Annotated in this window: 18 protein-coding genes and 1 other annotated feature; of the genes, 10 read left to right on the forward strand and 8 right to left on the reverse strand. The window is 45.9% G+C overall.

Annotated elements, in window-relative coordinates; genetic code table 11:
- Positions 1-16 precede the first annotated feature (16 nt).
- The gene (gene thrA, locus FKQ60_RS10810; RefSeq protein ID WP_170906508.1) at positions 17-2,476 is read right to left on the reverse strand and encodes a bifunctional aspartate kinase/homoserine dehydrogenase I; all 2,460 of its coding nucleotides are present in this window, start codon (positions 2,474-2,476) and stop codon (positions 17-19) included.
- Between the two features lie 32 nt (positions 2,477-2,508).
- Positions 2,509-2,630: a sequence feature (Thr leader region), on the reverse strand.
- A gap of 261 nt (positions 2,631-2,891) precedes the next feature.
- Between thrA and FKQ60_RS10815 the strand changes: the two genes are divergently transcribed.
- A complete protein-coding gene (locus FKQ60_RS10815; RefSeq protein ID WP_154169079.1) occupies positions 2,892-3,362 on the forward strand; it encodes a hypothetical protein in 471 nt (156 codons plus the stop codon).
- Here the strand turns inward: FKQ60_RS10815 and FKQ60_RS10820 are convergent.
- Positions 3,359-3,844, reverse strand: a complete 486-nt coding sequence (locus FKQ60_RS10820; RefSeq protein ID WP_040904670.1) for a putative 4-hydroxy-4-methyl-2-oxoglutarate aldolase — start codon at positions 3,842-3,844, stop codon at positions 3,359-3,361. The genes FKQ60_RS10815 and FKQ60_RS10820 overlap by 4 nt on opposite strands.
- A 167-nt stretch (positions 3,845-4,011) precedes the next feature.
- A complete protein-coding gene (locus FKQ60_RS10825; RefSeq protein WP_154169081.1) occupies positions 4,012-4,401 on the reverse strand; it encodes a DUF3293 domain-containing protein in 390 nt (129 codons plus the stop codon).
- Positions 4,402-4,708: 307 nt separating this feature from the next.
- Between FKQ60_RS10825 and arcA the strand changes: the two genes are divergently transcribed.
- Positions 4,709-5,425, forward strand: a complete 717-nt coding sequence (arcA, locus tag FKQ60_RS10830; protein ID WP_004395926.1) for a two-component system response regulator ArcA — start codon at positions 4,709-4,711, stop codon at positions 5,423-5,425.
- A gap of 217 nt (positions 5,426-5,642) precedes the next feature.
- Here the strand turns inward: arcA and FKQ60_RS10835 are convergent, their stop codons facing one another.
- From FKQ60_RS10835 to FKQ60_RS10845, 3 genes are all read right to left on the reverse strand, one after another.
- Positions 5,643-6,110 carry a hypothetical protein gene (locus FKQ60_RS10835; RefSeq protein WP_040904672.1) on the reverse strand — a complete coding sequence of 156 codons (468 nt, stop codon included), beginning with the start codon at positions 6,108-6,110 and terminating at the stop codon, positions 5,643-5,645.
- A gap of 1 nt (position 6,111) precedes the next feature.
- The gene (gene arcB / locus FKQ60_RS10840; protein ID WP_004395928.1) at positions 6,112-8,463 is read right to left on the reverse strand and encodes an aerobic respiration two-component sensor histidine kinase ArcB; all 2,352 of its coding nucleotides are present in this window, start codon (positions 8,461-8,463) and stop codon (positions 6,112-6,114) included.
- 205 nt (positions 8,464-8,668) lie between these two features.
- Positions 8,669-9,610, reverse strand: coding sequence for a TIGR01212 family radical SAM protein (locus tag FKQ60_RS10845; RefSeq protein WP_004395929.1), 942 nt, complete (start codon positions 9,608-9,610; stop codon positions 8,669-8,671).
- A gap of 527 nt (positions 9,611-10,137) precedes the next feature.
- Here FKQ60_RS10845 and gltB point away from each other — a divergent pair.
- From gltB to FKQ60_RS10885, 8 genes are all read left to right on the forward strand, one after another.
- The gene (gene gltB / locus FKQ60_RS10850; protein ID WP_004395930.1) at positions 10,138-14,679 is read left to right on the forward strand and encodes a glutamate synthase large subunit; all 4,542 of its coding nucleotides are present in this window, start codon (positions 10,138-10,140) and stop codon (positions 14,677-14,679) included.
- Positions 14,679-16,148, forward strand: coding sequence for a glutamate synthase subunit beta (locus FKQ60_RS10855; RefSeq protein WP_004395931.1), 1,470 nt, complete (start codon positions 14,679-14,681; stop codon positions 16,146-16,148). Before gltB ends, FKQ60_RS10855 begins: the two co-directional genes overlap by 1 nt.
- Positions 16,149-16,467: 319 nt before the next feature.
- On the forward strand, positions 16,468-16,827 hold the full coding sequence (locus FKQ60_RS10860) for a DUF1499 domain-containing protein (RefSeq protein WP_040904910.1): 360 nt from the start codon (positions 16,468-16,470) through the stop codon (positions 16,825-16,827).
- A 95-nt stretch (positions 16,828-16,922) separates the two neighbouring features.
- Positions 16,923-17,618 carry a 5'-methylthioadenosine/S-adenosylhomocysteine nucleosidase gene (gene mtnN, locus FKQ60_RS10865; protein ID WP_004395933.1) on the forward strand — a complete coding sequence of 232 codons (696 nt, stop codon included), beginning with the start codon at positions 16,923-16,925 and terminating at the stop codon, positions 17,616-17,618.
- A 10-nt stretch (positions 17,619-17,628) separates the two neighbouring features.
- Positions 17,629-18,582: a cobalamin biosynthesis family protein gene (locus FKQ60_RS10870; protein WP_170904551.1), complete on the forward strand. Its 954-nt coding sequence runs from the start codon at positions 17,629-17,631 to the stop codon at positions 18,580-18,582.
- A 2-nt stretch (positions 18,583-18,584) separates the two neighbouring features.
- Entirely contained in the window at positions 18,585-19,403 is an 819-nt protein-coding gene (gene btuF / locus FKQ60_RS10875; RefSeq protein WP_170904552.1) for a vitamin B12 ABC transporter substrate-binding protein BtuF, read from the forward strand.
- An 82-nt stretch (positions 19,404-19,485) separates the two neighbouring features.
- Positions 19,486-20,106, forward strand: coding sequence for a TRIC cation channel family protein (locus FKQ60_RS10880; protein WP_170904553.1), 621 nt, complete (start codon positions 19,486-19,488; stop codon positions 20,104-20,106).
- Positions 20,107-20,230: 124 nt separating this feature from the next.
- On the forward strand, positions 20,231-21,091 hold the full coding sequence (locus FKQ60_RS10885) for a LysR family transcriptional regulator (RefSeq protein WP_170906509.1): 861 nt from the start codon (positions 20,231-20,233) through the stop codon (positions 21,089-21,091).
- Here FKQ60_RS10885 and FKQ60_RS10890 read toward each other — a convergent pair.
- Positions 21,021-21,806, reverse strand: a complete 786-nt coding sequence (locus tag FKQ60_RS10890) for a TSUP family transporter (protein WP_170906510.1) — start codon at positions 21,804-21,806, stop codon at positions 21,021-21,023. The genes FKQ60_RS10885 and FKQ60_RS10890 overlap by 71 nt on opposite strands.
- A gap of 206 nt (positions 21,807-22,012) precedes the next feature.
- A complete protein-coding gene (gene carB / locus FKQ60_RS10895) occupies positions 22,013-25,243 on the reverse strand; it encodes a carbamoyl-phosphate synthase large subunit (protein ID WP_170904554.1) in 3,231 nt (1,076 codons plus the stop codon).
- Between the last annotated feature and the right edge of the window lie 6 nt (positions 25,244-25,249).

Here is a 25,249-nt window from a genome sequence, read left to right on the forward strand (position 1 = left end):
CACTTGAACTCATCGCTTAAACCCCTAACTTCCAGCCTAATGTCCGCATCACATCGGCAAAAACACCCGCAGCTGTGACCTCAGTACCAGCACCATAGCCACGAAGTACCAACGGGATCGGCTGATAATAACGGCTGTAAAATGCCAGTGCATTCTCACCATCTTTGACCTTAAACATCGGGTCGTTTTCATCAACCATTGCGAGACGAACTTGACAACGCCCAGCGCAAATTTCTGCTACGTAGCGAAGTACATGGCCTTGCTGACGCGCTTGATCAACTAACTGTGCAAAATAGTGGTCAGCTTGGGGTAAACGAGCAATAAACGCTTCGACACTGCCTGAAGTATCAAAACCCGGTGGTAAAGCTGGCTCAACCTCGACATCATTCAGTTCAAGCGCTAAACCAGATTCACGAGCCAAAATTAGTAACTTACGCGCTACATCAATCCCAGACAAATCATCTCGGGGATCCGGCTCAGTAAAGCCTTTCTCTTTGGCTAATAACGTCGCCTGACTAAAAGTCAGTCCCTCATCCAATTTACCAAAAATAAACGAGAGAGAACCGGATAAAATACCGTTAAATTGCTCAAGTTCATCCCCTGCGGCAATCAAGTTTTGTAAATTTTCAATAACCGGTAGACCAGCACCGACGGTAGTTTCATACATTAATTTACGGCGCGACTGACGAGCTACATTACGTAATTGCTGATAGTAAGCCATGCTACCTGTATTGGCTTTTTTATTAGGCGTCACCACATGAAAGCCTGCGGCAAGAAAATCGGCATATTGACTAGCAATCACTTCGCTAGACGTACAATCGACTAATACTGGATTAATAATATGATTGCGTTGAACCAGAGCGGTTAAATTGGCTAAAGAGAAAGCCTCCGTCGCGGCGCTCATTCTGTCTCGCCAATGCTCTAATGGCAGGCCGTCAGCATCGAGTAATAACCCTTTACTATTCGCTAAACCACAGACGCGGATCACGATACCTTTGGCAGCAAGTTTGGTTTGTTGACGATAAATTTGATCCACCAGTTCACCGCCAACACCACCGATGCCAACCACAAACACATCAAGAAAATGTTTTGAGTTAAACAAGTTTTCATGACACGCTTTAATGGCAGGTGAGACTTTATCTTCTGGGATCACTGCAGAAATCGCTCGTTCGGAAGAGCCTTGAGCAATGGCAACAATGTTGACATGTGCTTCGGTTAACGAAGCAAAAAACTGCGCCGCCACGCCACGTGAGGTGCGCATGCCATCACCAACCAATGTAATGATCGACAAATCGTTCATAAACTCAACCGGCTCCAACAAGCCTTCTTTTAGTTCCAACTCAAATGCTTCGGCTAATGCTTGTTGAGCTAACCGTTTATCTTGGGCTTCAATACAAAAGCTAATGCTGTATTCAGAAGACGACTGAGTGATCAAGACAATGGATACCCCAGCAGTAGACATTGCACCGAATACACGACTCGCCATACCAACCATGCCCTTCATACCCGGTCCGGATACGTTAACCATGGTCAAATGATTCAAGGTCGTGATGCCTTTGATCGCCAGTTGATCTTCACCCGTATCTTGACCAATTAATGTCCCCGCCCCTTGCGGATTAAAGCTGTTTTTGATCAAACATGGGATATGGAATTGAGCGATTGGGGCGATAGTTTTGGGGTGCAACACCGAAGCACCAAAATAAGACAACTCCATTGCTTCTTGATAGCTAAGCGACTTGAGTAAGCGAGCATCAGCAACCAAACGAGGGTCACAGTTATACACACCATCAACGTCGGTCCAGATTTCACAACATTCTGCGCGTAAACACGCCGCCAATACTGCCGCAGAATAATCCGATCCATTACGCCCTAAACAAACCAGCTCACCTTTTTTATTACCTGCGGTGAAACCAGGCATGATATGGACATGTTGCTTGGGTAATGGGGACTGTAAAAAGTTTTGTGTCGAAAGTTCAACATCGACCATGGCTTCCAGATAATCACCTTTAGCGATGAGATACTGAACTGGATCAATTAAATTGACCGCTAAACCTTTGGCTTGGATGACCGCTTTCATTAGCTGTATAGAAATACGCTCACCTTTACTGATGATCCGCGCATTCACATTATCAGGACACATGCCTAACAGATGAATACCATGCACAAACTGACGTAGTTGAGTCATAGATTGATCTACTTGTCGATGATAAGCAGCGCCGTCTATCTTGGGGAGCTGAGCTTGAATATCATTAAACAAACGTTGGAATGACTGTTCCAGTTCAAGCACTTGCCTTTCAACATCACCATGACGTAACGCCGTATCGATAATCGCCACTAGCTTATTGGTGGTTTTACCCGGTGCTGAAAGCACAATGGCCACGTCTTCTTGTTGAGCATTGTTAACGATAATATCGGCCGCTCTCAATAGACGTTCAGCATCCGCTAATGATGAACCTCCAAATTTTAATACTCGCATCCCTTTCTCCAAACTCGTCAAAATAATAGGTATAAAAAAAGGCCTGTATCGGTGGGGATACAGGCCTTTTTCTTGTGAAATTTTACGCTCAGCAGCCCGCCCCAACATGCGTAGTGTCGGTGGTAATAATGGTGGTGGTCATTACTAGGCTGAACAATGTCATCACGATGATAAATCACTTTCTGTGGGCGTTTATCTACGTTTACCTTATTTCTTGTTGCAGAGTCAATAAAAAGTTTAACATTCTATGCATTTTAAATAATCATTCGCTCAATAAAGATAAACAAAACCGAGCTTTATCACCCATCCATTAATCATAGAGATAAATTCAAGATAATTTCTCTCTGCAAAGCGGGGAATTTTATGCTTAAATAGTGTTCAACGTGAAACAAAGCTCGGTAACAAGGAGGATACCATGCGCATACTGATCGCTCTATCTGGCTTATGGCTAGCATTAAGCGCCCACGCGGTAACGCTCCCCTCCTTACCTTCTGAGCCCTCCCGCTCTGCGCACACCGTTTTTCTCTACAGTGACCCCAATAGCCAAACTTTCGATAGTTGGGTAATTGATAGTGGCTACGCTTACAATGTCTTTCGTAACGTTGATCTTTATGTCGGTGCGAGGATTAACTCATCAAGCGCCTCAATCAATGGCGCTAGTAATGGCTTTTTAAGCGGTGTGAGTTACAAAGTTAACGAGCGAATCTCGGTTAAGAGTACCCTTTATTCATCGACAAAATACGATGACCAAAAACGTCGCTATGACGCCTTTTCAGCAGAGCTATCAAGTCGCCTACGTCTATCGGAAAACTTAGATTTACACGCCACCCTTGACTATCAAGAATGGCAACAGGGTATTGAGTTCGGTATCGGCTTTCGGTTTTAAGCCAACGTTAGCGATTGCTCAGAGAGTAAAATACCATTCCAATCGGCATACAGATAATCCCCAGGTTGAACCATTTGGTTGTGCAAAGTTAGAGTCACATTGACCTCTCCTGCACCACGCTTGTCAGTTTTAAAGGGCGAGGTACCTAACGCTTTAATCCCTAAATCCATTTGTGACATCGCCACGACATCGCGGATGGCACCATTAATGATCACACCTTCCCAGCCGTTTTCAATTGCCATGATCGCAACTTGATCGCCCATTAAGGCTTTTTGGCAAGAACCATTACCATCAACAACCAAAACTTTACCTTTACCTGGTTGACTGAGAATCTCTTTGACTTTTGAGTTATCATGATAGCAACGTACAGTGACTATCTCTCCCCAAAATGCACTACGCATGCCAAAATTTTGTAGTGGTAGATTAAGTAGCGTAACTTGTGATGGGTACTTATCACACAGATCCGGTGTTATATCGTTCATTGTTCCTCCATGATTCTAATCGCCCAACGACAAGAAGTGGTAACATCGCGAGTAAGTGTATGTGTCTTAATCAGCGCCAATAATAATCAACTTGCTGATCGAGTACTCACACCCACCGCTACCGTTTCAAATCGCAAGGAATAAGTAAATCTGTTACATGACTCGGTTTAAGGTGATGTGATTTTGCTTGATAATGACCCTAAATCGAATCGTTGATGATCAAGGCAAGATTGCAAAATAAGTTGTCCATCTTGTACGTAATAAAGCGCATTTTGCGCAAACTGGCCAGCTAAAACCACCGCGTCAGCGAGAGGCATCACGACCGCAAAACTCTCTTCATACCAACTAAAATCATCATTACCAACGATAACATCGGTCAAATCATAGCCGATTAAAGTTTGCTGTAAACGTCGATTATTTCGCCGATTCTCATCTTCTGACAAGCGAACACTTCGTGGGTTCCATGCGGTAATAATCGCAAAATTCCCTTCAATACTCCTTGTTGGGAACAGCAGCGTGACTTGAGTGTAAGCGTACCATAGGTTTTCATTGATCATCTCTTTTTACATCTCGTTATTACTATTCATATCTGTTACATTGCAACTCTTGATATAAATCAACAAAGTGATTGGAATTAACATTTGGGCGTTGTTAGCATGCTGTTAACATTATAGAATCCGCTCAAAGGCTGATAGAAGTGAAAGGTGATGGATCTTTATAGCAAATATACCAAGGACGGCGGCAGTTGAGGTGATTTTTCAAGATACTTTGATTTATTATCAACATAAAGTTTCTTGTATGTTATGTTTTTGCCTAGAATAAGTTCTATTAGTACAATTTTTTCACAAGTTTAGGTACCGCCAAATGCAAACCCCGCAGATTCTTATCGTTGAAGACGAGCAAGTCACTCGCAACACATTAAAAAGTATTTTTGAGGCAGAGGGATACGCTGTTTTTGAAGCCAGTAACGGAGAAGAGATGCACCAAATACTGTCGGATAATCCCATTAACTTAGTCATCATGGACATTAACCTACCGGGTAAAAATGGTTTGCTACTCGCCCGTGAACTACGCGAACAGGCAGATGTGGCTCTGATGTTTTTAACGGGTCGTGATAATGAAGTTGATAAAATTTTAGGACTTGAAATAGGTGCCGACGATTACATCACCAAACCTTTTAATCCTCGTGAATTAACCATTCGTGCGCGTAACTTATTGAGCCGTTCAATGAATGCTAACGTTGCTCACGAAGAAAAACGTTCGGTTGAAAAATATCAATTTAATGGCTGGGTATTAGATATTAATAGCCGTTCTTTGATCAGCCCACATGGTGAAGGTTACAAGCTGCCACGCTCAGAATTCCGTGCTCTGCTTCATTTCTGTGAGAATCCGGGGAAAATTCAAACTCGTGCCGATCTATTGAAGAAAATGACCGGTCGTGAACTTAAGCCTCATGATCGCACCGTTGACGTTACCATCCGTCGTATTCGTAAGCATTTTGAATCGATCTCCGGTACACCAGAAATCATCGCGACCATTCATGGTGAAGGCTATCGCTTCTGTGGGGATATCACTGAGTAAGCGGACATGTTATTAAAAAAAGCCTCGACAGATGATCGAGGCTTTTTTATGGTTATCATGCCGAAATCACGGGGCCTGCAGGTGCTCCCGAATTTTTTAGAGCAGCCGCGAAGCGAGACATGAATCAATCGCTATATGCATAGATGACGAGATGTTCGAAGCGAAAGAGCCGCTAGTTTTAAAGTCCACTCTAAAGTCAACAGACCCTAGGTATTCGTTAATAGACTTTATCAATCGATACTTGATGCTCGACTAACCACGTCTTACCTAAACTGTCTTGTACCCCCAGCGCCACACTCACTGGACGGTTAATATCCACCGATAGCGTGCTGTTAAATACCACTTCCCAATTATTTTCGCTTGGTGTACGAAGTTCTAACTCAGAGCCAGCAAGCGACCAGATCTCATCTCCTTGTCTGAACACTAATTGAAACAGGGTTAAATCCGCTGGCAATTGACCTGAAGTTTCTAACACTAGAGTACCGTTTAAATTGTCGGTAAAATCGAGCTCAGTAGCCTCCTCAGTTAATGCTATTTTAGGCATCCTATCGGTCCATAAGTTGCTTTTTAGCTGAATAGCGGTCTGAGAAAATAGTGCCGCATTACTTGCCTGCCAATTGACTTGCGGCGACGTTGCACACGCTGACAATAAAAATGTGAGTATCATTAAGCCATATTTTTTCATATTATCTCCTTTGCTCTAACCACTGTTTTAACACCTGAATATCATTACGGTATTCATTTTTTATTTCATCGACCCAATCGGTAATATTTTCCCACCATGCTGGCGCATCGGGAGACTGAGCTTTTTGTGCAACGTTTTGAATTCGTTTTAAGCCGATGGAGCCTGCTGCACCTTTAATTTTATGAGCCTCAGAGACAATGCCAGCTTGATCTTTCGCCACCATATTAGAATCCAAGACCTCTAAATAACTCGGCATCATTTTTTCAAGCATCTCAACGCTTTCTAACATAGGTTGAGGCCCGACAATATCGAGATAAGAGTTTAACATGTCGAGATCGAGCAAACGGCCACATAACTCTTGATAACAAGGCTCTGCAAGATCAACATCAGGGATATTCGTAGCCTCGGTCTGAAATGGCTGCTGAGCAATGACTTTACTGATCACCGCTTGCACCACTTGCACCGAAAGCGGCTTACTTATCGCATCATCTAATCCTTGGGTTTGATACTGCTGCTTATCCTTCAAGACATTGGCGGTCAGCGCAACGAGCGGCGGTAATGAAGAATAAGTCTCTCGATAAAACTGCGCCACATCAAACCCAGTCATATCCGGCAGTTGAATATCTAAGAAAACCAAATCAAACTGATCGGGCGTAAATCGTTGTTTAGCTTCTTCACCGGTCATGGCGACCGTAACCTGATGGCCTAAGCTCTCTAACAGTGAGCGAGCAACCGTGACATTAAGCTCAATATCTTCCACCATAAAGATACGTAAACTTTTTTGTGGAGTTAGGCTTAATTGCGGCTTATCAGGAGGACTCACTAAAGGCACTCGGATAGTCACCGTAAAGGTACTGCCGAAGCCCTCTTCGCTGCTTACCTCGATATCACCAGCCATTAAATTAATTAATTGGCGCGAAACCGCAAGACCAATGCCCGTTCCTACGGCATGGAGGTTATCTTTGCCAGATTTAACCTGATAATACATGGCAAAAATCTTATCCAATTCATGTTCAGGGATGCCAATGCCTGTATCTTCTATTTCCATGGTGATGTCAGCAGAACCTGGATTAATATCCGCACTGACACTCATCACTACGCCACCTTCTTTGGTGAACTTCATGGCGTTACTCATTAAATTCCACAGCACTTGGCGCAAGCGTGTTGCATCGACTTCAATCCAGGTCGGCAGCTCGGTTAAGCGCTCCAAATCAAAACGCAGTCCTTTTTGCTCTGCCATTAAAGCAGAAAGGCTCTCTAGCTCGGCGACAAATTCGACAAAGTTTAAAGGTGCGGGTAACAGCTCTAACTTACGCCTGTCAAATTTATCCATATCAATAATATCGTTAAAGATATGACCCAATGTAATCGCACTGACTTGAATGGTTTGCATATGCTTACGCTGTTCATCAGTTAGCTGGGTATCAAGTAACATTCGACTTAAACCGACAATACCATTGAGTGGCGTGCGTAATTCATGACTGATGGTCGAAATAAAGGTGGTTTTATCGCGGCTGGCTTTTTCTAGTGATTCTTGATGACGCTTACGTTCAGTAATGTCTCGTCCAAAACCCACTAAACCTAGATGACGGCCCTCTTTACTATAAAAAGGCACTTTGCGCAGTTCAAAGAAGTGTTTACGCCCATCGGGATATTCAAGCCATTGCTCATAGGTAATAGCTTGATTATTCTTAAATACTTGCTGATCGGTTTCAACTATCGATTGAGCAATCTCCTTACGATACACATCCCAAGGTGTCAGACCGACTAATTGACTTTCCCGTTTCCCGGTTAGCTCTTCCATTGCTCGGTTACAGCCGGAAAATTCACCTTTCGCATTACGGTAATAAATTAAGTCCGGTGAGGCATCGATGAACGAGCGTAATAGCGCGGTACGTTCGGCCAATTCCAACTGCGTTTTCTCTCGTTGATACACTTCGTTTTCCAAATCAACCATCGCCTCTTCACGGGCTTCTTCGGCTTTAATTCGCTCTTCTATCTCCTGATTGAGTTTGACAATATTTTGCTGTAACTGTTGGTTAAGTTCTTGATCTCGCGAGCGCATATCTTTGAGCTTGGAGACTAACTTAGAGAGACGTTGTCGAGACTCTTCCAACTGATCGACCACGACTGATAAGAAATATACCGCCCACGGGGTGATCAATAGTCCAAAAAATACCGAACGTACAATATCAATGTCATCGACAAAACCTTTCAAAACCAGCGTAATTCCGACTTGGACTACCACCGCTAAGGCAACCAACGCTAAAGCCAGTAAAATTGAAAAACGTAAAATACCCAATTTAACAAGTAGATCGACATAGTATTGAGCTAAGTTTTTTATCGGTTTCATTGCAGGTTCCGCATAGATAATGGCCGTGACGCTAAGTGAGTTTCAAAACCGCGGCTCAGCGCTAATCCAACAGCGCTTTCAGATAAAAAGCCTGTGATTAAAAAGACTTAAAGGATAAAGATACCAGCTTCTCAAATCAGGATCTGCAACTATTCTAAGAGTTTGCCTAGCGTAACGCAGTAAATTACGTTTAAAAGTGAGCGGCTTATTTTTTGTTGGTCGGATTAATGTATTGGAAAGGACGCCCAATTAATGAACCTTGCGCGCCATCTTTTGCTAATCGCCGGCCAAGCTCAGTCATCGCCAGCCAACGATTCTCACACCAGAGAGGAGCCAACAACGTAGGACGGCGAGCGGCAGAAGAGACGCGATGATAAACCACTTCAGGTGGCGTTAAGCGAATGAGGTGGCTGGCAATCGTGACGTACTCTTCTAATGTTGGCGCAACTAACTTCCCTGCCCGCCACGCTTTGGCCATCGTACTCCCATCAACAATATGCAAACCATGTAACTTGATACCATCTGTTCCCACTTCAACGACTTGCTGTAATGTCGCCACATTATCGCTTGCCGTTTCTTTAGGTAGCCCAACGATTAAATGAGTACAGATTTTAATACCAAGCGCTCTTGCTCTTTGAGCGATCGATTGATAACAATCAAAATCATGACCGCGATTAATGCGCTTTAAAGTACTATTATTTGCGGTCTGCAAACCCAACTCTAACCAAACTTCAAACCCTTGCTGCACATAATCATGCAACAGTTCCAATACCGCATCCGGGACGCAATCAGGGCGAGTGCCCACACACAAACCGACAATATTGGCACTTTGCAACGCTTGTTGATACATGGCTTTTAACACCTGAACTTCGGCATAAGTGCTGGTATAGGCTTGGAAATAAGCTAAGTATTTATTGGCACGCTGAACTTCACCCGCTCTTTCTTTTAGCTGATCAGCAATACTTTGCTTTTGGGTATGTTCATCAACAAAAGAGGCAACATTACAAAATGTGCATCCGCCTCGACCAATGGTGCCATCTCGATTAGGACAACTAAAGCCACCATGCAACGTCAGTTTATGGACTTTCTCACCATAGCGGCGTTGAAGATCTTGCCCTAATGTGTTTACTAATTGATGCAGTTGCATAACGAATACCCAAGCTGTGAATACAAATAACTCTCACTTCGATCTATGTAATTAAATTACATCGAAAGGAATAAATAGTAAGCGTATGAGATAGATACCGCGTGGTGCAAAATCAATAAACATTCATTAAATCTGCATTTAGCTAACTTTGTTTGAAAAATGTTGCGCTGATTATGCAGAGACTGAGAAAAAGGCGCAAAAAAGACCGAGTTTTTCATTGCATTTACGGCTAACAAAATTGTAGGATAGTTACAGTTTCATGATGATTTTTGTTTGTTTTATTACAAATAAGCTCAAGAAACGTCGGCGATATTCCATTCCTACCTATATAAACCACTATAAAATGTGGTTAAACAGAGGAATATCACTAAGGATTGTTTTTCTCACACTATATATTTCCTGTGAGAGACGGAAGGGATGCGAGTCGGTCAGCATAGATCGATTTAAATGGATAACAATAAGGATAGATGCAGTGCTGGGGCTTGCCTTGGCTTGCTTGTGTCCAACTGAACTGGAAGGATGTATCTATGGTTAATAGAGAACAAAGTTCGCAAGGTCTGTATACGCCAGAACTCGAGCATGACGCTTGCGGCATCGGTTTTGTTGCTCACCTCAAAAACCGTAAATCACACCATGTCGTGACTCAAGCCCTAGATATGCTAGCGCGCATGGAACATCGTGGCGGACAAGGTTGTGACCCCTGTAGCGGTGACGGAGCGGGTATTTTACTGCAGAAACCTCACGAATTCCTATTAGAGGAAGCGGTAAAACTGGGGATTAAACTACCGTCATTTGACCAATACGGCGTCGGTGTCGTCTTGTTTCCAAGGGATGAGCACAAACGCGCTCAATGCCGTGATATTTTAGAGCGTAATGCTAAGCGCCTTGATCTTGATGTCCTCGGTTATCGCAAACTGCCAACCGACAACAGCATGCTCGGTGCCGATCCACTCAGTACTGAACCTTATTTTGAACATGTTTTCATCTCAGCCGGTCCAGGAAGTACGCCACAAGAACTGGAACGCAAACTCTACGTTCTGCGTAACTATACCGTTCGCGTTTGTCTCGAAAGCGTTTCTAATATTGGCGATGATTTTTATATCAACTCGCTCTCCTATAAAACGCTGGTTTATAAAGGCCAGCTAACCACTGAGCAAGTTCCGCAATATTTTCTCGATTTACAAAACCCAACCATGGTTACCGCCTTGGCTCTGGTGCATTCACGTTTTTCCACCAATACCTTCCCAAGATGGCGTTTAGCGCAGCCGTTTCGTTACATTGCCCATAACGGCGAAATCAATACCGTACGCGGTAACTTGAACTGGATGAAAGCCCGCGAAGCTATCTTACAATCCAATCTCTTTACCCAAGCAGAAATTGATATGCTGCTGCCGGTTTGTCAGGAAGGCGCGTCAGACTCCGCCAACTTTGATATGGTGTTAGAGTTATTGGTGCTATCAGGCCGCACTTTGCCGCACGCATTGATGATGATGATCCCCGAAGCGTGGCAAGAAAATAAAACCATGGATCCCAAGCGTCGTGCCTTTTATCAATATCATGCCAATATCATGGAACCATGGGATGGCCCAGCCTCAGTGTGCTTTACCGATGGCGTACAAGTAGGCGCAACCTTAGATAGAAACGGCTTGCGTCCCTCTCGTTATACCGTCACTAAAGACGATTTTTTGATCATGGCCTCTGAATCTGGTGTGGTAGAAATCGATCCCGCTAATGTCGAATATCGTGGTCGCTTACAACCCGGACGCATTTTTGTCGCCGACCTTGAACAAGGGCGAATCATCTCTGATGAAGAAGTCAAAGATGGCATCGCTAACGCTCAACCTTATGAAAAATGGGTAGAAGATAACTTACTGAGCCTAAAAAAGCTTCCTGAAGCCGATAACGTTCACAGCCAACCGTCACCGGAGCGTCTGCTCCATCGTCAGCAAGCGTTTGGAGTCAGCAGTGAAGAAGTCAACGACATTATCTTTACCTTGGCTGAAACGGGTTACGAGCCTCTTGGCTCAATGGGAGCCGATTGGCCGGTGGCGGTGCTGTCGCATCAGTCTCAGCACTTATCGAACTACTTTAAACAGTTGTTTGCGCAGGTAACCAACCCGCCGATCGATCCGATCCGCGAGCGGATGGTCATGTCACTCAATACCTATATTGGTCGTGATCAAAACCTACTCGCTGAATCTCCCGTTCACTGTCGAAAAGTCGAGCTAGAATCACCGGTGATTTCTAATGCTGAATTAGAAAAACTGCGCGCGATTGATAATGAGCACCTACAAGCCAAAACACTGGATATTGTTTTTCAAGCCAGTGAAGAGCCCGGCAAACTTGAACGAGCACTCAAACGCATCTGCCAATACGCAGAGGATGCGGTGATCGATGGCTATTCCATCATTCTCCTTACTGACCGCGCGGTAAATTCTAACCATGCCGCGATTCCAGCGATGCTGGCTGTCGGCGCTGTCCATCATCATCTGATCCGTAAAGGACTACGCTCTAAGTGCGGTATTGTGGTTGAAACTGGGGATGCGCGCGAAACTCACCATTTTGCTACCTTAGTCGGCTATGGTGCCAATGCGGTGAACCCGTATTTAGTGGTCGAAACCATTGTCGATTTGCAGCGTCGCAATAAGCTGGATACTGACGTTGAGGTGAATAAATACTTCGAAAACTATCGTAAAGGGATCAATGCTGGCCTATTGAAAATTTTCTCAAAAATGGGCATCTCAACTTTACAGTCCTACCATGGAGCACAAATCTTTGAAGCCTTAGGGATCAGTAAATCGGTGGTAGACAAATACTTTACTGGTACTGTTACTCGTATTCAGGGCCTAACGTTAGACGATATCGCCAAAGAAGTGGTGGTTCGTCACCGTATTGGCTATCCGATTCGTGAAATCCCGTTACAAATGCTCGATGTCGGCGGTGTCTATCAGTGGAAACAGCGTGGTGAAAAACACCTGTTTAACCCAGAAACCATCCATTTACTGCAACACTCTACCCGTAATAAAGATTATCAACAGTTCAAGCAGTATGCGGCTGCTGTCGATAGCCAAGGGGATAAAGCGGTGACCCTGCGTAGTCAGCTAGATTTTATTAAAAATCCAGCGGGTTCAGTTGCGATTGAAGACGTCGAGCCGGTGTCGAGTATTGTGAAACGCTTTGCCACTGGCGCAATGTCGTTCGGTTCGATTTCTCATGAGGCGCACTCAACATTAGCAGTCGCCATGAACCGCCTGGGCGCACGTTCCAATTCTGGTGAAGGGGGTGAAGATCCCGCGCGTTTCGTTCGTAAAGAGAATGGCGATTGGGAACGCTCAGCCATCAAGCAAGTCGCCTCTGGACGCTTTGGGGTTACCTCTTACTATTTGACCAACTGCGACGAAATTCAGATCAAAATGGCACAAGGAGCCAAGCCAGGTGAAGGCGGTCAGCTACCAGGAGATAAAGTCGATGATTGGATTGGCGCAACTCGTCACTCAACGCCAGGGGTCGGCTTAATTTCGCCGCCACCGCATCACGACATCTACTCCATTGAAGATTTGGCGCAGCTGATTTTTGACTTGAAAAACGCCAACCGTAAAGGGCGAGTCAACGTTAAACTGGTCTCTGAAGCCGGCGTGGGCACTATCGCTTCTGGTGTTGCTAAAGCGAAAGCGGATGTAGTGCTGATTGCAGGCCATGACGGCGGCACCGGCGCGTCGCCTATTTCATCGATTCGCCATACCGGCCTACCTTGGGAACTTGGTCTGGCTGAAACTCATCAGACACTACTTAAAAACGGTTTACGTAACCGCATCGTCGTACAAGCGGATGGGCAGATGAAAACCCCACGCGATATCGCTATCGCCACCTTACTTGGTGCAGAAGAATGGGGCGTTGCTACCGCCGCCTTAGTCGTGGAAGGTTGTATCATGATGCGTAAGTGTCATAAAAACACCTGCCCAGTCGGTATCGCAACTCAAAACAAAACATTACGTGAACGCTTTGATGGCCGCGTGGAAGATGTGGTGACCTTCTTCCAATATATGGCACAAGGCCTACGGGAAATCATGGCTGAGCTTGGTTTTCGCACCATTGATGAGATGGTAGGGCAAGCGCAAAAACTCAAATTACGTGATGATGTGGGCCACTGGAAGTATAAGAACCTCGACCTTTCTCCCCTACTCTATCTTGAGCCAGCCCGTGAAGGTGATGGTATTTATTGCCAAAGCGCACAAAACCATAATTTGGAGCATGTCCTCGACCGTCAATTAATCCAGTTAGCGAAACCTGCGCTTGAACAAGGCTTAGCGGTGAATGCCGAACTGCCGATCATCAATACCGATCGCAGTACTGGCACCATGTTGTCGAACGAAATTTGTAAAGTCTATCAAGATCAAGGGTTACCTCAGCCTATGACGGTTAAATTTAACGGTAGTGCTGGGCAATCTTTTGGGGCTTTCTTGACCAAAGGCGTCCATTTTGAAGTTGAGGGCGATGCCAACGACTACTGGGGTAAAGGCTTATCAGGCGGTACGTTAGTACTCTATCCTAACCGCAATGCCAGCTTAATTGCCGAAGATAATATCGTGGTTGGTAACGTCTGTTTCTATGGCGCTACCTCTGGTGAGTCTTACATTCGAGGCTTAGCGGGCGAACGCTTCTGCGTGCGAAATTCTGGCGCTAAAGTGGTCGTAGAAGGTGTCGGCGATCATGGCTGTGAGTACATGACCGGCGGTATTGCGGTGATCCTTGGTTCAACCGGACGTAACTTTGCCGCAGGTATGAGTGGCGGTATCGCTTATGTGTGGGATAAAGCCGGTGATTTTTCACAAAAACTCAATCCTGAGCTGGTCGATCTCGATCCTATCGAAGCGGAAGATAAAGCGCTGTTAAAAGAGATGCTGACTAAACACGTTCAATTCACAGGAAGTGAAGTGGCACAAACATTCCTCAACAATTTTGAGCAAAGCTTAGCGACAATGATGAAAGTCATGCCTCGTGACTATAAAGCCGTGCTTGAAAAACGTAAGGAAGCCGCAGCGGCAATGGAAAAAGCGGAGGCTGTATAATGGGTAAAGCAACTGGATTTTTAGAGTTTGGTCGAGAACTGCCAAAAAAAATCGACCCTGCAGAGCGAATTAAACACAACCATGAGTTTGTGCTCAATAAAGAATTTGGTCACAAAATTAACCAACAAGCAGCTCGCTGTATGGATTGTGGGGTGCCGTTTTGTCATAGCGGCTGCCCGATTGGTAACATCATTCCAGAATTTAATGATGCGGTTTATCGCGATAGTTGGCAAGAAGCATGGCAAATCTTAAGCTCAACCAATAACTTCCCTGAGTTTACTGGTCGAGTATGCCCAGCGCCTTGTGAAACCTCATGCGTGCTTGGTATTAATCAAGATCCCATCACCATTTGTAATATTGAGAAAACCATTGTTGAGCGGGCTTATCAAGAAGGCTATGCCAAGCCCAAAACCCCTCGTGCTCGTACAGGCAAAAAAGTGGCTATTATCGGCTCTGGGCCGGCGGGATTAGCCGCGGCTGAGCAATTAAATAGCGCTGGACATCAGGTGACTGTGTTTGAGCGGGATGAAAAAGTTGGTGGATTACTGCGCTTCGGGATCCCTGATTTTAAACTCAGCATGGCCGTGATTGATCGCAAACTCGATCTTATGGCTCAAGCTGGGGTTGAATTTGTGGTTAATGCTCATGTGGGGGTTGATATTAACGCGCAACAGCTACGCCAAGAGTTCGATGCGATTTTGCTGACTGGCGGCTCCACCGTACCACGTGATTTACCGATCCCCGGACGTGATTTGCAAGGCGTTTACTTTGCGATGCAATTCCTCGGACAAAATAATCGCCGCGCTAACAATATGGATCTTAAAGGTGAAGAGATTCATGCCAAAGGCAAACATGTGGTGGTCATTGGTGGTGGCGATACCGGTTCAGACTGTGTCGGTACGTCCAATCGTCATGGCGCGGCAAGCATTACGCAAGTCGAGATCATGCCGATGCCACCAGAAAAACGTCCAGCCAATATGCCATGGCCACAGTATCCGATGATTTTACGCACGTCGACCTCCCATGAAGAAGGCTGCGAAAGACATTGGAATATTCTGACCAAAGAATTTATTGGCAACGAGCAAGGTCAAGTGACTGGGCTGAGAATTGCCGATATTGTTTGGCAAGAGGCCGCGCCGGGACAACGCCCTGAGTTTCGCGAAATCTCTGGCACTGAGCGAGTGATAGCTTGTGATATGGCGTTTCTCGCGATGGGCTTTTTACATCCAGAACCACATGGTGTACTCGCACAATTAGCGATAAAACTTGATGATCGCGGTAACGTGGCAACGGATAATTTTGCCACCAATCAAAAAGGGGTCTTTGCTGCTGGCGACATGCGCACTGGCCAATCACTGGTTGTACGCTGCATCAATGAAGGTCGTGAATCAGCCAGAGCGATTGATGCTTACTTGATGGGCAACACGCATCTTGAATCGATCAATGATTCTTTAATGTTATCGGCGTAAGCGCTTTATCTATACCCAAACAACTTGGCGTTACAGGTAGGAAAGGGATATCTTAAACGGCTAACACCTTGTGTTAGCCTTTTTTATTGCTAAAAACATCGTCTCATTACTCAACCTTAACGGCCTTAGTCGTCAAACTAGAAAAATCATGACCTTAATAAACCAAAGATCGTCAATCAATCGTATAATTGGTTATCCTCAGCGACAAATATCAGCTATGCTCAAATTTTATTCGCTATAGGAAAATGTCGTGAAGCCATTCATTATTATTGGGTTATCACTCCTTATCATTGCTTGTAGCCGAGGCGTTGCATCGAACATGACCGACCGAACAACCGACCTTTGTGGGAATAAACCCAACTGTGTCTCGACGGAAGAGTCGAGAGAAAAATTTTCTGTGGCACCGTTTATCCTGCGCCCAGGAGTGACCCTTAGCCAAATTGAACGTATTGCATTAACCTTACCCGGCGCTGAAGTCGTTGAAAAAGAAGAGAATTACTTACGAGTGGAATGCACTACACGTGTATTACGCTTTGTCGATGACTTGGAACTTAAACTGCAGCATGATCAGTTAAAAGTTCGTTCAGAGTCTCGAGTTGGCTATAGCGATTTTGGCGTTAATCGCCGTCGAGTTGAAACACTACGTGATAAAATGACGGCTGCTGGTTTGCTACAATAGTCTATTCAGCGGTTTACCTTTCTGCTTCATCTCGATCAAACCTAGCCGAGCATGATAAACTGCAGTGATTTTTATCCAATGAAAAGAGACATGACATGAAAATTGGCATCATCGGCGCGATGCAACAAGAAGTCGCCATCTTAAAAGACGCTCTCGAACAACGCCAAGAAGTCAGTCAAGGTGGCTGCACCTATTACAGCGGTAAGCTGCATGGTGTTGAGGTTATCTTGCTTCAATCTGGGATCGGTAAAGTATCTGCCGCGGTTGGCACCGCATTATTGCTCAATCAATATCAACCAGATGTGGTCATCAACACGGGTTCAGCCGGTGGTTTTGATCCTAGTTTAACCATGGGCGATGTAGTGATCTCTACTGAAGTCCGTCATCATGACGCCGATGTAACCGCTTTTGGTTACGAAATCGGGCAAATGGCTGGTCAGCCCGCTGCATTTCAGGCGGATGAGAAACTCATGTCAATCGCTGAACAAGCACTGCAAACCATGGACAACAAACATGCGGTTCGTGGCCTGATTTGCACTGGTGATGCCTTTGTCTGCAGCGAAGAAAAACAAAACTTTATCCGTCAACATTTCCCAACCGCAGTAGCGGTCGAAATGGAAGCGGCGGCGATTGCCCAAACCTGCCATCAATTTGGTGTACCTTTTGTCGTGGTACGCGCCATCTCTGATGTCGCTGATAAAGCTTCACCGCTCTCTTTTGATGAGTTTTTGCCGCTAGCCGCGCAAAGCTCTTCAGCGATGGTGCTAAAAATGGTTGAACTACTAAAGTAGCCTGTTGTTCATGGATGAATTATTCAAACCCTTTTATACCAATGGTGCCCTACTCGTAATGTGGGGCGCTTTGTTATTTCATTGGCTATTGCCGATACCTCACGCTGCCCATCCGATTACCTTATGGCATAAATTTGCCGAAATATTGGCTGACAAAGTTAATAAACCGAGCAATTACCAACAAAGCTTAATTTCCGGCACGCTGGCTTGGCTGCTGATGATTATCCCTACCATTATGCTGTGCGTTGCTTTGCAGCCTTTGGTTTGGCATCCACAACTGTTTGAATTAGCGCTATTGCTGTTAGCTCTCGATTGGCGCAGTGCAGATAAACTTAGCCAGCAGATGAGTCAAGCACTGGCACAACAGGATAAACCGTTAGCTCGCCGTTTATTGGTGCCGTTTGTTAATCGTGAAACGGCGACGCTTTCCCCGGTCGGTTTAGGTAAAGCCAGTGTCGAAACCATCACTATGGGTATTGGCCGTAACCTGGTTGGGGTTCTATTTTGGTATGGATTACTCGGGGGGATCGGCGCGTTTATTTATCGTTTAATGGTTGAATTGGCCCGTTGTTGGTCTCCTTCTCGTACTCAATTTCAGCCGTTTGGTTTACCGATCATTCGCGCTGTCGCGTTACTCGATCTTATTCCTCTGCGTTTATTTAGTTTACTGATCCTGATGGGCGATAATATTAAATATAATTTGACGCAAACGCTCAACCAAAGTCGCTCTTGGCCGTTACCGGGGCCGGGATGGCTACTGTGTGCAGTCGGTAATAAATTACACTTAGCATTGGGCGGGCCAGCGATCTATGGTCAGCAAAAAGCGGTGCGCGCCAAAATTGGCGGGCGCATAGTGCCAGCAAGCCTTCATTTAGCTCAGTTACGCCAACTACTTACCCGTAGATTATGGCTTTGGCTTATTTTACAAAGCGTTATGTTACTGCTCGTTTATCAAGGCGTATAAACATGCCACACCGATTCTTTCTCTTACTTCTGCTCTCTTGGCCTTTTTGCACTCTTTCTGCTGCGGAAAGGATCATTAGCTTAGCTCCCCATGCCACCGAGCTGGTTTTCGCGGCCGGACTAGGGGATAAGCTGATCGCGGTCAGTGACTATAGTGATTATCCTGAATCCGCCAAAACTCTACCTCGAGTCGCCAATTATCAAGGGATCAATATTGAACGGATTCTGACCTTACAACCTGACTTGGTGATCGTTTGGCCTGAAGGCAATGCCATGCGTGAAGTGGAAAAATTGGCTCGTTTAGGCATTCCTTTGTTTTATTCTCATCCTAAAACACTGACTGATATTGCAGATGATATAGAGAAACTCAGTCAATACGCCAGCGATCCAACAAAAGGTATGCAAACGGCCAATCAGTTTCGTCAGCAGCTCACTCAACTTGAACAGAAATACGCTCATCTCGATGGAGTTCGGTATTTTTACCAATTAAGTGAAAAGCCCATCATCACCTTAGCGCAAGGCAGTTGGCCAAGTGAGATTTTCGCTTTTTGTGGGGGGGTGAATATTTTCCAACATAGCCCGTCCCCCTATCCTCAAGTCAGTATTGAACAGGTGCTACTCGCCAAACCAGAAGTCATCTTTACTTCAGAACAAGCGATGGCTCAAGGCACTATGTGGCAGCGCTGGAAAAACCAAGTCCCTGCGGTAAAAAAAGGACAGATTACTAGCCTTAATGCTGATTGGCTCAACCGCCAAACCCCAAGATCACTGCTCGCGATTGAGCAAGTTTGCAATTATTTTGCCCAAATAGAAAAGTATTAACTAAAACAGCAAAAGTTGCATACAATGTGCTCCCATTCACTCATCCCAAATTAACAGGGAATGTTAAGCGAGCGACTCAACTTTGGATACTTCACTGCTCTACTTGATTGATATGTTTGGCACTGCGGTGTTTGCGATTTCAGGCGCACTACTAGCAGGGCGATTAAAGATGGATCCTTTCGGTGCGGTGGTTCTAGCCAGTGTCACTGCCATTGGTGGTGGAACCATTCGCGATATGGCGCTAGGTGCGACGCCGGTTTTTTGGATCACCGATACCACTTATTTATGGGTGATCTTTGCGACCTGCTTATTAACCATGTTGATTGTCCGTCGCCCTAAACGAGTCGCTTGGTGGATATTACCGGTCTGTGATGCGGTTGGCCTGGCTGTATTTGTCGCTATTGGGGTTGAAAAAGCACTGATCTTCCAAGAATCAGCGTTAATCGCCATCATTATGGGGGTAATCACCGGCTGCGGTGGTGGCATCATCCGTGATGTGCTTGCTCGTGAGATCCCGATGGTATTAAGAAGCGAAGTCTATGCCACCGCGTGTATTGTCGGCGGCATGGTACATACCACCGCACTCGCTTTAGATTATAACAGTTCGAGCGCTTTCCTATGCGGGGTGATTTCAACTCTCGTCATCCGCTTATGCGCCATTCGTTGGCACTTATCACTGCCGACTTTTGCATTGACTAAATAATCCCTCCATCACCAGTCATCATGGCTGGTGATGCTCCATACGCAAGCTTTGTGACTTTAGTAGACGACACCACGATGGTTCAAGGTTACCATTAGCGACATCTATTCCCATTTGTCATCAACCTATGTTACTCGAAGGCATTGAAACCTTACTGGTGCTCAGCAAAGAAAAAACCATGAGCCGTACCGGTAGCCAACTCTATATCAGCCAATCGGCAGTCAGTAAGCGCATTGCTAACTTAGAAAAAAAACTCGGCAAAAAACTGATTGTTCCCGCGGGCCGACACATCGAATTGACTGCAGATGCCGAGCAATTAATTGCCAGCATTGGCCCTACGTTTAATGAGTTGCATGGTTTAATTTTCGAGCAGAAAACATTGGAAGACAATACGCTGCTGCGCATGGATTGCTCAGAGACTTTAGTCGCGGGTTATCTTGGCCAGACTATGGGGCAACATCGAAAACACGACCCACATTGGGTGATCACCACCAACCACACACCGCGAATTGTCGAAAATGTTCAGTCTGGCAAAGCCACCTTGGGCTTTTGTGCGGGGTATCTGCCCGCCAATCACGGTTTGCTGACTTTTCATTTAGGCGATGAGCCATTTACCGTGATTAGCCAAGCACCTCTGTTCTCACTGCCAAGCGAGCTGATCACTAATGATTTAGCCAATCCCGCCAATACCTACCAAGCGGCCATGCTGCACAAACAAGGCATTCGACCCGCGATGGAGATGGACTCTTACACCGCCGCGGCGCAGCTCGCACTCGGCGGTATGTTACCAGCCCTAGTACCACGTTCGATTGTCAGCACCCTAAAAATTGAGCCCCAGCACTGCTTTGATTTCGCTGAACTTGCCGATCTGACTCGGCCAATTCATATTTGTCTGCGCGCCAGCCGCTATCGCAGCATTAGAGTCCAAACATTGATAACAGCGCTGCATAATGCTGTTCCCAAAGCAGTTTTAGCGCCATCAGCATAGACATAGTGATCACCAGCGGGCGGATCCAACGCTGACCTTGGCTGATCACCACTTTTGCCCCCATACGGGCACCGATAAACCCGCCGACCGCCATGGTTAAACCTATCTGCCAAATCGGTAAACCAGCGATTAAGAAGAAGGTCAACGCGGCAATGTTGGAAGTGAAATTGAGTACTTTAGTGCGCGCGGTGGCTTCCACCAATCCAAAATGGCCTAAAGCGACAAAACAGACGGTAAAGATCGAACCGGTACCGGGGCCAAAAAAGCCATCATAAAACCCAACCCCAAACCCGACCGTGAAAGCAAAAGCCGTTTCCGATAAGGGAGCGGAACCGGTATGATTTTTTGTTGCTGGGGCAAGTAGGAAATAGAGCGAGATGGCAATCAATAACACGGGTATTAAACTGGTCAACAAAGAGGCATCAATATATTGCACCGCTTCTGCGCCAAGTGCCGCACCGACAAAAGTACACGCAATCGCCAGGCGCATCGCTTTTAGACTCACTAAGCCTTGGCGGACAAAATAGAAAGTGGCCGAAAAGCTTCCAAAGGAGCTTTGCAGTTTATTGGTCGCCAAGGCTTGAGTCGGAGGAACCCCAGCCGCCAGCAAGGCTGGTAACGTTAGCAAACCACCACCACCAGCCATAGCATCAATAAATCCCGCAACGCCCGCCACTAAAAACAGCAGGCCCAATACTTCCAGTGAAAGTTCCATTTCTAATCAACATCTTGAATGACAAAGCTCAACAGTATCACTGCTCAAAACATCAAAACAGCGAAACGCAAGACGACAATCTATTCCATTTATTCATCGATATAAGCTTGGGAGATCTCTGGGTAATGTAGCTGATAAAAAAGCCCGCTTAATTCAGCGGGCAATGAGGTTGTCTGATAAGCCTTAACGACTTACCTTAATTGTTATTAGGCTAAGCTGGCTTTGACTTGCTCGTGTAACTCTTGCACAGAGATGACCGATGCTTTCGCGTCAGCGGTATGTGACATACAGGTTGCAAATGCCGCATTTAACGTCGTGGTGTAGTTAACTTTTTCGGCTAGAGCACCACGGCGCAATACTTTTGAATCTTCAATCGCTTGACGACCTGCCGCCGTATTGACGATATAGGTGTACTCATTGTTTTTGATTCGATCCAAGATATGCGGACGCCCTTCATGCACCTTATTAACTAGGCGAGGGTTAATCCCAGCTTCACCGAGAATCACCGCCGTACCATGAGTTGCATCTAGCTGATAGCCAAGTTTGATCAACTTAGAAGCTAAATCGACCACGCGCTCTTTATCTTCTTCACGTACCGACAATAACGCACGACCACCATCAGGATACACATTACCACAGCCGAGTTCTGCTTTAGCGTAAGCTTCAGCAAACGTTGCTCCAACACCCATCACTTCGCCAGTGGAGCGCATTTCAGGGCCAAGCAATGGGTCAACACCAGGAAACTTATTAAAGGGCAACACGACTTCTTTGACCGAATAATAAGGAGGAATGATCTCTTTGGTAAAGCCTTGCGACTCAAGTGACTGACCAGCCATAACACGTGCGGCAATTTTTGCCAGCGGTGCGCCGGTAGCTTTGGATACAAACGGAACCGTTCGTGCAGCGCGAGGGTTAACTTCAATCAGGTAAACTTGATTATCTTTCACCGCAAATTGGGTGTTCATCAAACCACGCACGCCCAATTCAAAGGCTAACTTCTCAACTTGTTCACGCATCACATCTTGGATTTCTTGGCTTAGGGTGTAAGCCGGCAGTGAACAAGCAGAATCACCGGAGTGAACACCCGCCTGTTCAATGTGCTCCATGATGCCGCCAATCACGACTCGCTCGCCATCACAAATCGCATCGATATCGACTTCAACCGCATCGTCTAAAAAGCGATCGAGCAGAACCGGTGACTCATTCGATACGCTGACCGCTTCGTTAAAGTAACGACGCAGATCTTGCTCATCATAGACGATTTCCATCGCCCGACCACCAAGCACATAAGAAGGACGCACTACCAACGGGAAGCCAATCTCTCTTGATTTTTCAATCGCCTGTTCCATTGTGGTCACTGTTGCGTTTTCTGGTTGCAGCAACCCTAAACGCTCTACCGCTTGCTGGAAGCGTTCACGATCTTCCGCGCGGTCAATGGCATCTGGGCTAGTACCGATAATCGGCACTCCGGCCGCTTCCAAGGCGCGCGCCAGTTTTAATGGCGTTTGGCCGCCATATTGGACAATAACCCCTTTCGGTTTTTCGACGCGAACAATGGCTAACACATCTTCCAGTGTTACTGGCTCAAAGTAGAGGCGATCTGAGGTATCGTAGTCAGTAGATACAGTTTCAGGGTTACAGTTAACCATGATGGTTTCATAACCATCTTCACGCAGTGCAAGTGAAGCATGAACACAGCAGTAATCAAATTCGATACCTTGACCGATACGGTTTGGACCACCACCGAGCACCATGATTTTTTCTCTGTCGGTCGGCTGCGCTTCACACTCTTCATCATAGGTTGAGTACATGTACGCAGTATCGGATGAGAATTCCGCGGCACAGGTGTCAACTCGTTTGTAGACCGGATGAATGTTGTATTGATCGCGCAAGCGACGAATTTCACTTTCAGCCACGCCTAATAAAGTCGAGAGACGCGCATCTGCAAAACCTTTGCGTTTCATTTTACGCAGTACATCGGCGTTTAGCCCAGCAAAACCGCCCGCTTTGACGTCTTGTTCCATCTTGACCAGTTCTTCAATTTGCACCAAGAACCAGCGGTCGATATTGGTCAAGTTAAACACTCCATCGACCGATAAACCGGCACGAAATGCATCGGCGATATACCAAATACGCTCAGCGCCCGCTTCTTTCAGTTCATGGCGAATTTTGGTCAATGCGTCAGGCGCATCAAGATCGACCATTTCATCTAAGCCATTCACACCAACTTCTAAGCCACGCAATGCTTTTTGCAGCGATTCTTGTTGGTTACGACCAATCGCCATCACTTCGCCCACCGACTTCATTTGCGTGGTTAAGCGATCGTTAGCACCGGCAAATTTTTCGAAGTTAAAGCGAGGAATTTTCGTCACAACATAATCAATAGTTGGTTCAAACGACGCTGGGGTTGCACCACCAGTAATGTCGTTCATCAGCTCATCAAGCGTAAAGCCAACCGCCAATTTAGCCGCTACTTTAGCAATTGGGAAACCCGTCGCTTTCGATGCCAGAGCTGAAGAGCGAGAAACACGTGGGTTCATCTCGATGATCACCATGCGACCATCTTTCGGGTTGATACCAAACTGTACGTTTGAACCACCGGTTTCAACACCGATTTCACGCAGTACGGCTAGCGATGCGTTACGCATGATCTGATATTCTTTGTCAGTTAGCGTTTGCGCTGGTGCTACTGTGATCGAGTCACCCGTGTGAATGCCCATTGGGTCAAAGTTTTCAATCGCACAAACGATGATGCAGTTATCGTTTTTATCACGCACCACTTCCATTTCGTACTCTTTCCAACCGATCAGTGATTCATCAATCAACAGCTCGTTGGTTGGCGATAAGTCGAGGCCACGGCGACAAATTTCTTCAAACTCTTCTTTGTTGTAAGCGATACCGCCGCCGGTTCCACCCATAGTAAATGAAGGGCGAATAATACAAGGGAAACCCACCATTTCTTGAACGCGGTAAGCTTCTTCCATCGTTTTTGCCGTATCAGCGCGAGGACAAGCTAAGCCGATTGATTTCATTGCTTTATCAAAACGAGAGCGGTCTTCGGCTTTATCAATCGCATCAGCGGTTGCGCCAATCATTTCTACGCCGAATTCAGCTAATACGCCGTGTTTTTCTAGCTCCAGCGCACAATTCAATGCAGTTTGACCACCCATGGTCGGTAATACCGCGTCTGGGCGCTCTTTTTCAATGATTTTACGTACCACTTCCCAGTGAATAGGCTCAATGTAAGTCGCATCGGCCATCTCTGGATCAGTCATGATCGTCGCCGGGTTCGAGTTGACGAGAATCACTCGATAGCCTTCTTCACGCAAAGCTTTACAGGCTTGGGCACCAGAGTAGTCAAACTCACAAGCCTGACCAATCACAATCGGGCCTGCACCTAAAATTAGAATACTGTTAATGTCAGTACGTTTTGGCATCGTCTA

Source organism: Vibrio sp. A11 (genome assembly GCF_013048705.1).
In the GTDB taxonomy this organism is placed as follows: Bacteria; Pseudomonadota; Gammaproteobacteria; order Enterobacterales; family Vibrionaceae; genus Vibrio; species Vibrio metschnikovii.

Coding starts and splice junctions, on each gene's coding strand:
- FKQ60_RS10885 (WP_170906509.1), top strand. CDS start 20,231: ATGTTACTCGAAGGCATTGAAACCTTACTGGTGCTCAGCAAAGAAAAA.
- FKQ60_RS10870 (WP_170904551.1), top strand. CDS start 17,629: ATGGATGAATTATTCAAACCCTTTTATACCAATGGTGCCCTACTCGTA.
- FKQ60_RS10820 (WP_040904670.1), bottom strand. CDS start 3,844: ATGAACGATATAACACCGGATCTGTGTGATAAGTACCCATCACAAGTT.
- FKQ60_RS10855 (WP_004395931.1), top strand. CDS start 14,679: ATGGGTAAAGCAACTGGATTTTTAGAGTTTGGTCGAGAACTGCCAAAA.
- FKQ60_RS10835 (WP_040904672.1), bottom strand. CDS start 6,110: ATGAAAAAATATGGCTTAATGATACTCACATTTTTATTGTCAGCGTGT.
- thrA (WP_170906508.1), bottom strand. CDS start 2,476: ATGCGAGTATTAAAATTTGGAGGTTCATCATTAGCGGATGCTGAACGT.
- FKQ60_RS10890 (WP_170906510.1), bottom strand. CDS start 21,806: ATGGAACTTTCACTGGAAGTATTGGGCCTGCTGTTTTTAGTGGCGGGC.
- FKQ60_RS10825 (WP_154169081.1), bottom strand. CDS start 4,401: ATGATCAATGAAAACCTATGGTACGCTTACACTCAAGTCACGCTGCTG.
- FKQ60_RS10815 (WP_154169079.1), top strand. CDS start 2,892: ATGCGCATACTGATCGCTCTATCTGGCTTATGGCTAGCATTAAGCGCC.
- btuF (WP_170904552.1), top strand. CDS start 18,585: ATGCCACACCGATTCTTTCTCTTACTTCTGCTCTCTTGGCCTTTTTGC.
- mtnN (WP_004395933.1), top strand. CDS start 16,923: ATGAAAATTGGCATCATCGGCGCGATGCAACAAGAAGTCGCCATCTTA.
- arcB (WP_004395928.1), bottom strand. CDS start 8,463: ATGAAACCGATAAAAAACTTAGCTCAATACTATGTCGATCTACTTGTT.
- gltB (WP_004395930.1), top strand. CDS start 10,138: ATGGTTAATAGAGAACAAAGTTCGCAAGGTCTGTATACGCCAGAACTC.
- arcA (WP_004395926.1), top strand. CDS start 4,709: ATGCAAACCCCGCAGATTCTTATCGTTGAAGACGAGCAAGTCACTCGC.
- FKQ60_RS10860 (WP_040904910.1), top strand. CDS start 16,468: ATGACCGACCGAACAACCGACCTTTGTGGGAATAAACCCAACTGTGTC.
- FKQ60_RS10845 (WP_004395929.1), bottom strand. CDS start 9,610: ATGCAACTGCATCAATTAGTAAACACATTAGGGCAAGATCTTCAACGC.
- carB (WP_170904554.1), bottom strand. CDS start 25,243: ATGCCAAAACGTACTGACATTAACAGTATTCTAATTTTAGGTGCAGGC.